This window comes from Pseudomonas azadiae (genome assembly GCF_019145355.1).
Classification (GTDB): Bacteria; Pseudomonadota; Gammaproteobacteria; order Pseudomonadales; family Pseudomonadaceae; genus Aquipseudomonas; species Aquipseudomonas azadiae.
Window position 1 is genome coordinate 2,245,516 of record NZ_JAHSTY010000002.1, and the last position, 13,919, is coordinate 2,259,434.

The 13,919-nt window shown below is 64.6% G+C and carries 17 protein-coding genes; 4 read left to right on the top strand and 13 right to left on the bottom strand.

What is annotated here, in order from left to right:
• Positions 1-290: 290 nt before the first annotated feature.
• The 5 genes from gspD to gspG are packed head-to-tail and all read right to left on the bottom strand — an operon-like array spanning position 291 to position 5,499.
• Positions 291-2,615, bottom strand: coding sequence for a type II secretion system secretin GspD (gspD, locus tag KVG91_RS26305; protein WP_169378412.1), 2,325 nt, complete (start codon positions 2,613-2,615; stop codon positions 291-293).
• On the bottom strand, positions 2,612-3,124 hold the full coding sequence (gene gspM / locus KVG91_RS26310; RefSeq protein ID WP_169378411.1) for a type II secretion system protein GspM: 513 nt from the start codon (positions 3,122-3,124) through the stop codon (positions 2,612-2,614). Before gspM ends, gspD begins: the two co-directional genes overlap by 4 nt.
• Positions 3,117-4,175, bottom strand: coding sequence for a type II secretion system protein GspL (gspL, locus tag KVG91_RS26315; protein WP_169378410.1), 1,059 nt, complete (start codon positions 4,173-4,175; stop codon positions 3,117-3,119). Before gspL ends, gspM begins: the two co-directional genes overlap by 8 nt.
• Positions 4,172-5,041, bottom strand: coding sequence for a type II secretion system minor pseudopilin GspK (gene gspK, locus KVG91_RS26320; RefSeq protein ID WP_169378409.1), 870 nt, complete (start codon positions 5,039-5,041; stop codon positions 4,172-4,174). Before gspK ends, gspL begins: the two co-directional genes overlap by 4 nt.
• A gap of 8 nt (positions 5,042-5,049) precedes the next feature.
• Entirely contained in the window at positions 5,050-5,499 is a 450-nt protein-coding gene (gene gspG, locus KVG91_RS26325; RefSeq protein WP_169378408.1) for a type II secretion system major pseudopilin GspG, read from the bottom strand.
• Positions 5,500-5,646: 147 nt separating this feature from the next.
• Between gspG and gspI the strand changes: the two genes are divergently transcribed.
• Positions 5,647-6,027, top strand: a complete 381-nt coding sequence (gspI, locus tag KVG91_RS26330) for a type II secretion system minor pseudopilin GspI (RefSeq protein WP_169378407.1) — start codon at positions 5,647-5,649, stop codon at positions 6,025-6,027.
• Here the strand turns inward: gspI and KVG91_RS26335 are convergent.
• Positions 6,014-6,445, bottom strand: a complete 432-nt coding sequence (locus KVG91_RS26335) for a type II secretion system protein N (protein ID WP_169378406.1) — start codon at positions 6,443-6,445, stop codon at positions 6,014-6,016. The genes gspI and KVG91_RS26335 overlap by 14 nt on opposite strands.
• Positions 6,446-6,538: 93 nt before the next feature.
• Here KVG91_RS26335 and gspH point away from each other — a divergent pair, with 93 nt between their 5' ends.
• Positions 6,539-6,991 (top strand): type II secretion system minor pseudopilin GspH, encoded by a 453-nt coding sequence (gene gspH, locus KVG91_RS26340; protein ID WP_169378405.1) that lies wholly within the window; start codon positions 6,539-6,541, stop codon positions 6,989-6,991.
• On the top strand, positions 6,988-7,584 hold the full coding sequence (locus KVG91_RS26345) for a prepilin-type N-terminal cleavage/methylation domain-containing protein (protein WP_169378404.1): 597 nt from the start codon (positions 6,988-6,990) through the stop codon (positions 7,582-7,584). The genes gspH and KVG91_RS26345 overlap by 4 nt, the downstream gene beginning before the upstream one ends.
• A 1-nt stretch (position 7,585) precedes the next feature.
• Here KVG91_RS26345 and KVG91_RS26350 read toward each other — a convergent pair whose 3' ends face one another.
• From KVG91_RS26350 to KVG91_RS26360, 3 genes are read right to left on the bottom strand one after another with little or no spacing between them, the layout of a single operon-like run.
• On the bottom strand, positions 7,586-8,512 hold the full coding sequence (locus KVG91_RS26350; protein ID WP_169378403.1) for a FecR family protein: 927 nt from the start codon (positions 8,510-8,512) through the stop codon (positions 7,586-7,588).
• Between the two features lie 37 nt (positions 8,513-8,549).
• Positions 8,550-9,095: an RNA polymerase sigma factor gene (locus KVG91_RS26355; RefSeq protein ID WP_169378402.1), complete on the bottom strand. Its 546-nt coding sequence runs from the start codon at positions 9,093-9,095 to the stop codon at positions 8,550-8,552.
• Entirely contained in the window at positions 9,092-9,736 is a 645-nt protein-coding gene (locus tag KVG91_RS26360) for a secretin and TonB N-terminal domain-containing protein (RefSeq protein WP_169378401.1), read from the bottom strand. The genes KVG91_RS26355 and KVG91_RS26360 overlap by 4 nt, the downstream gene beginning before the upstream one ends.
• 216 nt (positions 9,737-9,952) lie before the next feature.
• On the opposite strand from KVG91_RS26360, the gene KVG91_RS26365 reads away from it, so the two are divergent.
• On the top strand, positions 9,953-10,252 hold the full coding sequence (locus KVG91_RS26365) for a hypothetical protein (RefSeq protein ID WP_169378400.1): 300 nt from the start codon (positions 9,953-9,955) through the stop codon (positions 10,250-10,252).
• Here KVG91_RS26365 and KVG91_RS26370 read toward each other — a convergent pair whose 3' ends face one another.
• The 4 genes from KVG91_RS26370 to KVG91_RS26385 form a co-directional block, all read right to left on the bottom strand.
• Positions 10,253-11,497 carry an OprD family porin gene (locus tag KVG91_RS26370; protein ID WP_169378399.1) on the bottom strand — a complete coding sequence of 415 codons (1,245 nt, stop codon included), beginning with the start codon at positions 11,495-11,497 and terminating at the stop codon, positions 10,253-10,255.
• A gap of 88 nt (positions 11,498-11,585) precedes the next feature.
• Positions 11,586-12,971, bottom strand: a complete 1,386-nt coding sequence (locus tag KVG91_RS26375; protein WP_178115282.1) for a tripartite tricarboxylate transporter permease — start codon at positions 12,969-12,971, stop codon at positions 11,586-11,588.
• Positions 12,971-13,471: a hypothetical protein gene (locus KVG91_RS26380; RefSeq protein WP_169378397.1), complete on the bottom strand. Its 501-nt coding sequence runs from the start codon at positions 13,469-13,471 to the stop codon at positions 12,971-12,973. The genes KVG91_RS26375 and KVG91_RS26380 overlap by 1 nt, the downstream gene beginning before the upstream one ends.
• Positions 13,472-13,523: 52 nt before the next feature.
• Entirely contained in the window at positions 13,524-13,919 is a 396-nt protein-coding gene (locus tag KVG91_RS26385; RefSeq protein WP_169378396.1) for a hotdog family protein, read from the bottom strand.

Sequence of the window (13,919 nt, forward strand, 5' to 3'; positions counted from 1 at the left end):
TGCTTTTGCTTTTGCTTTTGATCTTAGGCGCCCCGTAAAACCACGCTGGCCGAACGCAGGCTTGAATCCGTGGGTAACCCGGCAGGACGCCGGGTTAGCCGCACTGGGCCAAGGATGGCCCATTGCGGCGGCCCACGGATTCAAGCCGGAGTGAGGGCATGCCGAGCCTAGGCGAGGCACCGAGTGGTGGGGCGAGGACCTTTTGGTTACTTTTGGGTCCTTCCAAAAGTGACCCGCTGTAAGAGCGGAACCATAATTGGCCGTCACCGAAGAAACGGATATGTACCCAATCACCGCGGCGCCCCCTGTGAAACCGGCACCGCCCTAATCACCGCCCTAGGCCCCTGCTGCTGCACCCCAGGAATCGCCTTCTCCACCGACGGCAACTGCGGCGCCTGCACATCCGGCATCGCCCAACTACGCTCCGGCTGCAACCCTCCCTGGGCCCGGCGCATAAACTCATAGCGGTTCAACGTAATGCTGCGCCCCGCCCCACTGTCGCGAATAATGTAAGGCCGCAGAAACACCATCAGGTTGGTCTTGCTCACACTGCGCTTCTCATTGCGAAACAGCGCGCCCAACCCTGGAATATCCGCCAGCCATGGCACCGCATCATTGCTCTGGCTGTAGCCGTCCTGCAGCAGCCCGCCGAGCACCATGATCTGCCCGTCATCCAACAAAATACTGGTATCGATCGCACGCTTGTTGGTCACCGTGCCCGCCGTCACCGAGGCCCGTTCATCCACGGTGCTGACTTCCTGGTAGATATCCAGCTTCACCGTGCCGCCCTCGGAGATCTGCGGCCGTACGTTCAGCTTGAGCCCCACCTCTTCACGCTGCACGGTCTGGAACGGGTTGTTGCTGGTGCCCCCGCCTCCGGTCACATAACTGCCGGTGACAAACGGAATGGTCTGCCCCACGAAAATGCTCGCCGCCTCGTTGTCCAGGGTCAGCAGGTTCGGCGTGGACAGCACGTTGGTGCCGCCCTTGCTCTTCAACGCACGGGCCAACACCTTGAGGTCAAGCACCTTGCCGATGCCGGGAATATCCACCGTGCCGTTGACCAACCCAATGTTCAGGCCCTTGGGCAGTACATCAATACTGGTCGGGCTGGCGGGCGTGCCAACCACGCCGCTGCCGCCGAGGTTCACGCCGCCGAACGCGCCCTTGCCCGCCAGGTTGCCGGCCTGCCATTGCACGCCGAACTCGGTGGCGTCGTCTTCGCTGACTTCCACGATCAGGCTTTCGATCACCACCTGGGCGCGGCGCTGGTCGAGCATGTCGATGACCTCGCGCAGGTTGCGGTACAGCGGGTCCGGCGCGGAGATCAGCAAGGTGTTGGTGGTGGCGTCGGCCTGAATGGTCACGCCGCCGGCGCTGAACGCGGTGTCCTGGTCACTGGCGGGTTTGCCATTGCCGGTGCTGCTGGTTGAACCGGAGGATTGCCCATAGCCCGGCTGCACGCCGCTGCCGGTCGGTGTCCCCGTGCTGTTCTGGGCATTGCTCGCGCCCTGGCTGTTTTTGTCATTGCCGCCCATGGCGCTGAGCTTGCCACGGGCATCGTCACTCACACCCGAATCACTCTCGCCCGTGAGCAACCCGCGCAGCGACTGGGCCAATTTGCCGGCCTGGGCGTTGCGCAGGTACACCACGTGCATGTTGCTGGGATTGCTCTGGGCGTTGTCGAGCTTGTAGATCAGGTTGCGCGCCAGCTCCGTGCGCTCCGGGCTGCCGGAACGGATGATGACGGAGTTGGAGCGCGGGTCGCCGATCACGTTGATCTTCTGGGTCTGGTCGGCGCCCTGGGTTTCCAGCAGTTCGGAGACCATGGCGGCAATGTCCACGGCGATGCCGTTCTGCACCATCACCACGTCGGTGTCGATGGCGCTGGGGGTGTCGATACCATTGATGATCTGCGCCACCCGCGCCAGGTTTTCCGCATAGTCGGTGATGACAATGCTGTTGTTGCCGGGGTAGGCATTGATCGGGTTGTTCGGCGACACGATGGGGCGCAGCACCGGGATCAGGTTCACCGCGTTTTCGTATTGCAGGCGAAAGGTGCGGGTCTGCATGCCGCTGCTGCCGGCACTGTAGATCGGCCCGCCGAGCAACTTGGCATCGGCCTCGGGCACCACCTGGGCCACACCGCCGACATCCACCACGCTGAAGCCCTGCATGCGCAGCGCCGCCAGCAGCATGTCGTAGGCCTGGTGCGCCGGGACCTGCCCTTCGCTGACCAGGGTGAGGTTGCCTTTCACGCGCGGGTCCACCAAAAACTGCTGCCCGGTGGCGCGGGACAGCGCGCGCACCACCGCCTGGATATCCGCATCGACAAAATTGAGCTGCACCGGCTGATCACCCAACGGGTTGCGCGCCTTGACGGCCGCCGGGGCATGGCCGCGCGCGGTGTCGGTGATCCGGTGCTGTACGGGAGGTTTGGGCAGGCGTTCACCTTGGCGGTCCAGCACCGTCTCGGCGCTGCGACGAGTGTCCGCCAGGGGCTGGCCAAGCTCACTGTCCACCAGCAATGGCGTGGTTGACGGATTGCTGCACGCACTCAGAGCCAGCACCAGCAGCGGCGCGACCATGCGAAACGGGGGGACTGACCACTTCATGAAGCTTCCTTAGCGCCAAGCGCCTGATCCATGCGAACGGTCCCGGACACAGTGCCGGCCGAGCTGTCGACGGCATCCATCGCGCGCTGCAACCGCGCTTCGGACACCTCCAGGGAAAACGAACGGGGATTGCCCAGCAGCCAGCCCACCACCGCGTCGGCCGGGGCGTTGTCGAACGTCAACCGCCAGCCGCCGGGTTCCAGCGCCTGCAATTGGTAATGCCCTTTGAGGCCGGCGTTATCCAGGGCCTGGCGCAGCGCAGTTTCGTCGCCCGGCCTTGGTGCGGATACGTCCTGCAACAGCACCTGCAGGGCTGCGGCCTGGGCGCGCAGCTTGGGGGTTTCAACCTGCCAGTAATCGATCTTCTTCAATGCCGGCTGCACCAGCACCAGCCAGGTCAGCAGGCTCGCCAGGACCAGGCCCGCGCCGCTGAGCAGGCGTTTTTCACGCAGCGCCAGGCCACCCCAGAACACCTGGGCCTGGCTGCGCAGTCGTTGGATTTTATTCATCGTCGGCACCCGATTTTTCCGAGGCCTGCGCCGGGCCAATCACCCAGGCCTGCTCATCGCGGCTGGCCGTGAAGCCGGCCTGGGCCAACGCCGCCTGCCATTCGCCCTCGGCTTTCGGGCTGCGACTGTCGGCGACCAATTCAACCCGCAAGCGGCCCTGTTCAAAGCTCAGGTTGGCGACGCTGCCGACCATGAACGGCAGGTTGCTGCCCGCCAGTTGCAACAGGCTGGCAAAGCGTTGACCGGGGTCGCCGGCGGCGCCGCTCTGGCGTGCGGCCAATTGCTGGCGGGCCTGCTGCAAAGGGTTGAGCACCACCGGCAATTCGGGAAACGCCTGGCGCACCTGCTGGCTCATCAACGCCTTGAGCCGTTGGCCCTCCTCCACTTGGCGTGCGGCATAGAGGTTGAGGCCCAGCACCCAGATGACCGTGGCCAGCGCCACACAAGCCAGCGCCCTGCCCCATCCGCCGGTCGAGGGTTGGCTGAGGTGGCCGTGCAACCCCCACGCGGGCAACGGCCCACTCCAGCGCTGTGGCGCGTCCACCAGTTGCATATCCAGCGTCTGCGCGCCCAAGGGGTGCACCGCGCCTTGTTGCAGGCTCTCGCGTGTCAGCAGATAACCTTCGTCCAGCGCAGCGGCGCCCAGCGGCAAGGCAAAGGGCGCCGGGTACAGGCCGCGCAGTTTGAGCGGCAGCCGGGCCAGCCGCTCCAGCCCGGCCTTGGGCACCCAGGCCACCTGCACGCGCCCATCGCTTTCACGCGGGCCGTGGGCCACGTGCATGTGTTCCACCGGGCCGAGGATCAACGCCTGAGCGGCGCAGGCCACGGCGGCAGCGGTTTTCGCGGCCGGTAACGGCGGCAGCTCGAGGCTGGTGAGCAGGCTGTCACGCGGGTGCAGGAAACACTCCACGGCCTGGCGCGGCTTACCCACTTGCGCCAGGCTTGCATAACCCTCTTCAATGACCACGCCACGGTCCAACCAGGCAAATTTGACCTGGCTCTCGGCGCTCAATTGATCCAGCGGCGGCAAGCCAATGCGCAGGCGTTTCATACGCCCACCCGCGACCAGATCACGCGTGGTTCGCGGTCTTCGGGACGATGCAACAACGCATCAATCGTCACCCGTCGCTGTTCACGGCGCGCCTGGCCCTGCACGCGGAACCACTCGCTGGTAATGCCCACCTGCACCGAGTCCACGTTTATCTGGGGCAAGCGCAGGCGGTTAACAAAATCCCCCCGGTTGATAAACCACTGCCCGCTGTCACGCTCGGCCACCAGCCCGTGGGCCTGGGCCAGGCTGAGCTGCGGCACCACCGCGCTGAGCACTTCGGCGCTGGCGGTATTGCCATTGACCCAGGTAGGGCCGGGCAACACGCTGATGTACGCCTGCATGCGCTGCAACACAACAGGGTCCAGGCCCTCGATTCCGCTCAAGTCATCCAGGCTGCGCAGCATCGGGTATCTGGCGGGCGGAACATAGGAACCGATCACCCGCTGGCTGATCCGCCGGCTCACCGCCGGGTCGACGCCGATCAGCCGGCACAGGCGCTCAAAGCTCTGCAATTGCTCGGCGTCCACCTGTTGGCGAATGACCAGGTTGCGCAGGTTGAACTTGCCCTGCTCGTCCTCGATCCGCCCCGCAAACGCACCGACTTGAGCGTGCGCCCAGGGCTGATCGAGGCGGGTCAGCACGTCCTTGCGGCGTGCGTCCCAGAGCATCTGACGGCCGTGTTCGAGGCCACCTTGCAACAGCCATTGGCCCTGCACGCGCAGTTGCTCGGCCTCCAGGCTGCGGGTGAACACACTCTGGCGCGTGAGCATGGCGCCGGCCAGTACCGCCACCACCGCCGCGATCAGCAAGGCGCTGATGATCGCCATGCCGCGCTGCTTCGCCGCTGGGGGCGAATACCCTTTCATGGGGCGCCCTAGAGCTGCCAGGAGCCGATATCGGCATTCATGCCATCGCCATCCGGCTGGCCGTCGGCGCCGAGGGAGAACACGTCCACTTCACCGTTGGCGCCCGGGTTGAGGTAGTGATACGGGTGGCCCCACGGATCGTTGGGCAGACGGTCGAGGTAGGCACGCCAGTTGGTGTTCTTCGCATCCGCCGGGCGCTCGACCAACACCTTCAAACCCTGGTTCATGTTCGGGTAACTGCCGTGGTCCAGGCGGTAGAGTTTCAAGGCCTGCATCAACCCGCCGATGTCTTGCTTGGCCGCGGTGGCCCGCGCCTGGTCCGGCCGGTCAAGGACCTTGGGCACCACCATCGCGGCCAGGATCCCGAGGATGACCACCACCACCATGATCTCGATCAAGGTGAAGCCACGTTGCCCGCGAGGGCCTGGCAGCGGTGACGTTAGGCGTGCGATATCCATCTCGACATTCCTTGGCTTGAGTGCAATGGGGGCGCAGTGTTGCAAGAACACATGTCAGTCGTATTGAAAATGCTCGGGAGTTTCGGTCGCCAATCGGTCAACTGCCGGCGCTAGTCTGCGGGCCTGTTTCCCGGCTTTGAGAGCGCCATGTACGGCCGTCGCAAGGAGCAAGGTTTTACCCTGATCGAGGTGCTGGTGGCGCTGGCGATCATTGCCGTGGCCATGGCCGCCGCCGTGCGCGTGGCCGGGCTGATGGCCCAGAGCAACGGCCTGCTGCGCGACAAATCCATCGCGCTGCTGGCGGCGCAGAGTCGCCTGGCGGAGTTGCGTCTGGAGGGGCTGGGCCCGGAAGGCCACCTGCGCAACGGCAAGAAAACCTTCGAGTGCGATCAAGGCCGCCTGAAACTGCGCTGCGAACAGACCATCAGCGCCGATGGCCGCCTGCTCCAGGTCAACCTGCAGGTGCTCGACGCCAGCCGCGAAGCACCGCCCCTGGCGCGCCTGGAGACTCAGGTCATGGCCGAGTGAGCCGCGGCAGCGCAGGCCCCTGGGGCAACTTGTCGAGGTTGACGCGCAGCGTCTCGCCCCCGCGTTCTATCTCCACCCCATCGCCTTCGATGCCGGTCAGCCGCACGCCGGGGCTGAGGCGCTCGCCCAACAGGAAACTGCGCGGCGGCCCATCGTTAAGGCTGAGGATCGCCACCGCGCCACGCGCGCCCGCCAGCACGCCGGTCACTTTGACCTGCAGCGCCGTCGGCGCATTGGAAAACCATTGCAGTGCCGGGTTATCGCTGCGCGCCGCCAATGCCTGGGGCGTGGCGCTGGGCGTGTGGGACTCGGCGCTGGTGAGCAGCAGCGGCATCCACACCGCCGCGCCCGCCAAAGCCGCCAGCACACCCAGCGCCTGCACGCCGTGGGCCAGGGTGAAACGAGGGGCGAATGTCATGGGCAGGACCTCCTGTTTGTCCGTCGCACCAGCCTACAGGGTCAATTCGCACGCTTTTATTTCACACACTCCCCAGTTTCCAGGAAACGCGCGATGAAACAGCAAGGCTTCACCCTGATCGAGCTGATGGTGGTGCTGGTGATCATCGGCATCGCCAGCGCCGCCATCAGCCTCACCATCAAGCCCGACCCGCTGCACCTGCTGCGCAAGGATGCCGAGCGCCTGAGCCAACTGCTGCAAGTCGCCCAGGCCGAAGCCCACGTCGACGGCCGCCCCATCACCTGGCGCGCCGACGCCAAGGGCTTCCGCTTCAACCGCCGCAATGATGATGGAACCCGCGTGGAAGCCTTCCAGGGCGACAGCCAACTGCGCCCGCGCCTATGGGAAAGCACACCGATGCAAGTCACTGTCGAACCTCGGCAACCCCTGGTGCTCAATGCCGAATGGATCAACCCGCCGCTGCGGGTGGTGCTGTCCGACGGGCAACACAGCCTCAGCCTGCAACGCGACGCCGCCGGCCTGATGCGCGTGGAAGCCCTGCCATGAACCGGTCGCAGCAAGGCTTCACCCTGATCGAAGTGATGGTGGCGATCATGCTGATGGCGCTGGTCAGCCTGATCGCCTGGCGCGGCCTCGACAGCGTGACCCGCGCCGATCAGCACCTGCAGGCCAGTACCGAGCAGACCGAGGTGTTGCTGCGGGCGCTCAACCAGATGCAGCGCGATATCAGCTTGCGGGCCAGCGTCGAACTGACGGCCCCGGATACCCCGACCGACGAGGGGTTGGCGGCGGTCACGGTACGCAGTTCCGACAGCAAGGGCTTTCGCCTGGACGTGATCCGCAGCGCCCCGGTTGCCGGTGACGGGCTGCAGCGGGTGCGCTGGTGGCTCAAGGGCGATTCGCTGTACCGCGCCGCCGCGCCGGCACGAAACCGGTTTCCGCTGCCGGCGGCGAAGGATGGCGTGGTGGTGCTGACGGGCGTCAGCGACTTGCAGGTGCGCGTCTGGGAGACGGACAAGGGCTGGCGGCAGTTGAGCGGCAATCGGCGTGAAGATCCAACGGGGCTGGAGATCAAGCTGGTACGACAGACGCCCCAGGGGGTGGAAAAGTATCGGCAGGTGCTGGGGCCGTTGAAGTGAGTCAACTCAACAACACCACCCCACCCGGCAGCTCCGTACATTTGGCGCCATACGCATCGCGAATCAACAACGCCACGCCCGCCAGTTGCTGCAAGCTGAACCGCGCCTGCACACGGCGCTGGCCAAGTTCTTTGTTCAACAACACCAACATCCCCGGCCGATAGCGGTTGATCTCGTCCACCACCGTCGCCAGCGTGGCGTTGTTGAACACCAGCACCTGCTCACGCCAGGCCACCACGGCCTGGGTGTCCACCGTGGTCACTTCACTGACCCCGGCAGCGCCATAGGTCAGTTGCCGTCCACCGTCCAAACGCAAGCTGCGACCGGCGATGTCCACCAAAAGCGAACCCTCGATGCAGGTCACGCAGACGTTCTGGTCGGTGTTGCGCACATTGAAGCGCGCCTGGGCCGCGCTCACCCAGCCCGCGCCAGCCTGGACCTTGAGCGGTTGCGCAACGTGGGCGACGACTTCGACTTCACCTTCGAACAATTCAATGCCCTGTCCGACCCGGCTGATGCGGGTCTGGGTATTGAGTTCCAGGCTCACGCCTGCGCTCAACAGCACTTGGCGCTGCTCGCCGACGTCGGTGCGGTAGTCCGCCGTAAGCCCGGCGAAGCCGCCCGGTACGCCGACGCGCACCATCACCACGGCCGCCGAAGCGGCAATCGCACCGCCCAGGAAGGCACGCCGGCCAAAGCTGCGCGGTTGCGAGACTTGATCGAGGGCCGGCGCCAACTGCTGCCACAACGCCTTGGCCTGCTCGAACGCCTGGGCATGTTCCGGGCTTTGCGCGCACCAGGCTTTCAGGGCCTTGGCGTCGGCCACGGTGGCACGGCCCGACGTCAGCAGGACCAGCCAGTCGCGGGCTTCATCGTGCAGGGGGCTGGCGGTGGATGGCCGGGCGGTGGAGAGGTTAAAAATATTCAAGCGCGCACGTACTCACGGATTTATCAGGGACTCGACACTAAGACGGTTTTCCGGCCCCGGGACCGAACCGCTGAATCACTTTTCTTTCCAGGCGCTTGGCACAATGGCCCAGGGCAGCCTTGATTTCCTTCTCGACCATACGCGTGGAGATGCCGAAACGCTGGGAGATTTCCAGGTGCGGCGCCTCTTCCAGGCGGGCGGCAATGAGGATCTTGCGGCGGCGCGCCGGCAGTTCGTAGAGGGCCTTGACCAGGGACTGGATTTCTTTCTGCCCGCCCACCACCCGCGAGGGGTCCTGGGCGTCGTCGGTGCTTTGCAGCAGCTCTTGCACTTCGCTGCCGGTGAGCAGGCGTGCGTCGGCCTGGCGGCGGTCGGCGGCGATGTTCAAGGCCATGCGATACAGATAGGCGTTGGGCTGTTGCAGGTTCGCCGGCACGTCCATGCGGTCGACCCGCAGGTAGGTTTCGTGCAGGACGTCGTTGGCCAGGTCCTCCGAGCCCAGGCGCTTGCGCAAACGCACCTTGAAGTCTTCGTAGGAGGCCAGGAACAAGCTGACCATCGGACTGTGCCCGGTATTTTTCATCCGCCCCGGGCTCCTTTTGCAGCTGTGCATTCCATGCGTGTTCCCGTTGTGTCAGGCATCAGAAGTAAAGTCACCGGCTGGCGCAGTGAGCTCGGCGCCGGGCGTTCCACCCGTGCCGTTGCCAGGCTGCGTACCAGTGCTTCATCGCGTTGTGCATCGCCGGTGGAACTGACCAGCCGACTGTGTTCCATCACCCCGTCCGGGCTCACCCAAACCTGCACCAGCGCCCGGAAACTGCCGGGGCGGGTCAAGGGCGAACGGCACAGGCTGGTCTCGATCGCTTGCTGCAACGCCGTCGCGTAGCTGTTGTTGATCCGCACGGCACTGCGAGCCGCCGCGCCCTTGGTGGGAGGCGGCTGGCTGACCTGCGGCGCCTGCAAGGTGAACGCATCGCTGCGTGCATAACGTGCCATCAGGCCACTCCCTGTCAGCAACATCGCCAGTGCTTCTTGCGCCGTAAACCGCCCGCGCACTCCAATGGAACGCCGGCCCCGCGTCAATTCACGGTCCACCAGCACCGCCATCCCGGTGGCGCGGCTGTAGGCTTGCAGGGCGTGTTCCAAGTCTTGCGCCGGCAAATCCAAGGTCAAAAACGGCGACTCTGCCTGCGCCGCACGGCCGCCAGCCAGCAGCAACAGCAAGACCAGGGCGCATGCGGCGCGCCTCCACACTCCCCATTCACCCCCTGCTCTGCATTGCTGCACGGCCGACGCGCCCTAGAAAACCGTCATCCTGAGGCCAGTTTATGAAACTGATGTTACGGTGATAGCAAAAAAAACATCACGGTGACGAGAGGCCCGCTGCGCTAGACTTTCAAGCCTTACCGGGCCACTCCTACGGGCCCGCCAGGAGGCCCGATGAACCTGTTCCCGACCCTTGCCAGCTTGATGCTGTGCGCCGCCCTGCCCTTGTTCGCCCACGCCGACAGCTGCGCCGAAGTCACGGTGGATGGGTATAAGGCACCCAACTATGGTTGCCTGAGCCAGCAGATGGGCAATGACACAAACGCGACCAAGGCCGCCAGCAAAAACCGCGAAGCGCAAAACATCCCCATCGAGAAACGGCCGCCGAACGCGGTGGGTTTATCCACCCCGGCGGCGACCAGCGTGCGCATGGGCAACACGTTCGGTACGTCGGTGAAGCCGCAGCGGCCCTGATTACAACAATGACAGCGGATAACTGATGATCAACCGGTTCTCATCGAACTCGTTGGTGCTGAAATCCCGACGCAAGGTCGAATTGCGCCAGCGCACATTGAGAAGCTTGGCCGGGCCGCTCTGCACCACATACGCCAGCTCCGATTCGCGGCCCCATTCCTCGCCATCGGTGACGGTGCCGACATGCGCATTGCTGCCGCGGATATAGCGCGTCATCAAGGTCAGGCCCGGCACGCCTTGGGCGGCGAAATCGTAGTCATAGCGCAGTTGCCAGGAGCGCTCCCTGGCCGCGTCATAGCTGGAGTTGTAGCTGTCGTTGGCCAGGCTGGTGCCGGCGGTGCCATTGACGCGCATCCAGCCGTCGTCGCCGGACATGCGTTGCAGGCCGACATAGATCGTATGGGCACCGGTCCTGGCCGAGAGCATGGCCGACAAGGCGCGGTTCTCCAGGTTGCCGGCCAGGGCCTTGCCGTTCTGCTCACCGGAGAAAAACCCGAGATTGGCGCCCAGCACCCAGCCGCCCACCGGTTGGCTGTGGGTCAGGTTGATATAGCGCTGCTGGTAGATGTCGGCGAGTTCCGAATACCAGGCGCCGACCTGGGTTTTCTTGTCGTTGAACAGGTACTCGGCGCCGCCGAAGTTGAAGCGATCGGAGGTGGCATCCGGGCGGCCGCCCATGAACATATCCTCCATGCTTGCATCATTGCGCGGGCTGTTGGCCCGGAATTGCCCGCCGTACAGGGTCACGCCGCTGAATTCTCTGGAGGTCAACTGCGCGCCGCGAAAGGTCTGGGTCAGTGAACGGCCGTCATCCGAACGCAGCACCGGCAAGGCCGGCGCCCACTCCCCGGCCTTCAGTTCGGTGTTCGCAAGCTTGGCCTTGAGCGCCACCCCCAACCGACCGAAATCGTCCGCCGGGCGCCCGTCACCGTGCACCGGCAGCAGTTGGGTATTGGCGGTGCCCCTGCCGCCATCGAGCTTCACCGAATACAGCCCCAATACGTCCACGCCAAGGCCGACCACGCCTGCCGTATAGCCGGAGCGCGCATCGAGGATAAAGCTCTGGGTCCACTCTTCGGCCTTGGCCTGGGGGTTGTTGCCATCCACGAAATTGCGGTTCAGGTAAAAATTGCGCAGGTTCAGCGAGGCTTTGCTGTCTTCCAGGAAGCCGTCGGCATAGCTGCTGCCGGTGCTGAACACCAGGCAGGTAAGAACCACAGGGTTGGCGCGCAAAAGGATCTTCATTTTTATTATTCCTTTCTGGGAGGCAAACGCCTCCCGTCGCAGATAACGGGTATCCGCTGGCTTTAGGGTTGAGGTGAGGTGTTGCGGGTCAGTTGCCGGTCAGCGCGATGATCGCAGGCACCGTGAGGACCGCCGTGTAATAGCCCATGAATTGCACGCCGATGTTGAACCCCAGGAAGCGCGCGAGGAACCCGCCGAGCAAGCCCACGGTGACAATCACCAGCAACCCGAGCAGGCCGCCTTCCCAGATGCCGATCACCAGCACCAGGCCGATGAACGTCGTGATCACCGCTTCATGGCTGATCTTGCGCACCACATAGGCCGCCGCGCCGTGGGCAAAGTTCATGGTGAACGGGTAGGCCACCAGGATCGCCACGATCACCGCGAGCATGCCGTAGCCGAGGAACTCCCAGGTGTTGAGCAGGTTATGCAGGTTGTTGATCTCACCGGTGGCGTTGTCGACGAAAAAGCGCGGCGGTGCGTTGAACAACGGCGCGGCCGGGCCGGCCGCGACCGGGCTAAGCGGCAGTCCGAAGGCGATCAGCGGGATCAGGGTTTCGGCGATGTAGGTCGATTCGGTCACACCATTACGCGCGGTGATCACCGTGGTCAGGCGGTCATAGGCGTGCTTGATCCGTGAACCGATGATTTCGCCCATGATCACCGTCATCGCCACCGGGCTGAACACAAAGGTGGCGCTGGTCACGCTGGCGGCCATGGCCGTCACGCGTACCTGGCGCGGGTTGATGACCTTGAACGGGTTCGGAAAGTAGCCGCTCCAGCCCTTCACGTCCGGTGCCAGGGAAAACACCCGGTATTGATCGCGGCGCATGCGCTGGCGCTCGCCGGGCGCCAACAGGGAAAACAGCGAGGCAATCAACGGCGCCACGGCAATGCCGAGGAAGTAGCTCACCGACAGCTTGACCCCGTACTGCCCGGTCAACGCCTGCAACGCCACGATCACCACCACGAACGGCACCAGGGCCAGGACCGCCGCCCAACGCCCGGCGGAAAAGTAGGCGATGGTGAACGCAGCGCACAGGAACACCCAGGGCGCGAACTGCTTGATCACCCCACCGAACGGCGCCAGCAACACCGCGAACAGCACCGACAGCGGTACCGCAATAAGCGCCGCCACCGCGCCACCGGAAATCATTTTGCGCAAGGCGATATGCGGCACGCCGAGTTTGCGCAGGTAGTTCGCATCGGCGAGCAAGGCCGTGGCCGAAGTGTCACCGGGAATCCCCAGCAACGCGGTGGGCACGGCGTGGGTCATGTGCTTGGCGACCGCTCCCGCCAGAAAGAACGTCAGCACCCCGGCCGGTGGCGCGCCCAGCAGCACCACCAGCATGGTCAGGGGCGCGAGGGTGGTGGTTTCGTCGGTGCCGGAGACCAGGCCGATGGCGGCGAATACCACGGCGCCGAGCAGCCCGAGCGCAAAGGCCATCATGATTTCATGCAGGAGGATTTCCATCACCCACGCCCTCCGCTGAGGCTGGGCGTGAGCACGGGCGCCGACGTAGCGGGTAGGTTTTCTTCGCGGGCCTGGGCTTCGCGGAACAGGTCATACAGCTGCAGCTCGCGCAGCTCGGCGATCACCTCGGCGGACACATCCTCCAGGCGCCCCAGGCTGCCGTATTCCTTGAGCAGGTCGGCCACCACTTGCTCGCGGAAACGCTGGTCGGCCACGTTTTCCTGTACATCACGCTTGGGCGCAAACAGCTTGGCACTGATCGCGCCACCGGCCAGGCAGCCGAGGATGCCGATCAGCATGGCGTAGGCACGCGCCATCTGCGCCGATTCCACCAAGTAGTGCAACAGGTGTTGCGCGGCAAAGTAGGCGCCAAGACTGACCACCGCGCCAATCCCGATAGACAGCGCAAGGTGACGCGCATCGATGGTGTCGCCCCAGACTTCATACAAATGTTGCTGGTCCGACGGTAAAAGCGGCTTTTGCCTGAGGTCTTGCTGCATGGTGCCCTCCGGCCCTTTCGGGCTTGTTGTTTTTATAAGGGGGGTGAAGCCTTCACGTCTTTCGAACGGTGGCGCGACCGACCGTGGTCGCCTGGCCCTGTTGATTGACGACCTGCAACGCCAGCGTGATGCAGTCGCCTTCCACCGTGAGGATTTCACCCTTGGCGGTCAGCACATCACCGACATAGGCCGCGCGGCGGTTGCTGTACTCGAACGCCAACAGTTCGTCGGCGCCCTGCATCCAGTCGTAAAGCAACTGGGTCAACCAGTCGCCCTGCAACGGGCCGTCCACCAACAGCGCAGGGTGGCCCTCGTTCTGCTGGGCGTAGGCAAGGTCGTAGTGAATGCGATGAGCGTTCCAGATCGCCGCGTTGTACAGGAACAAGTGCACCGTGTCCGGGGTGTACTGGCGTTCGGGCAAGGCCTGGCCGACTTCGATGAGGGGCAT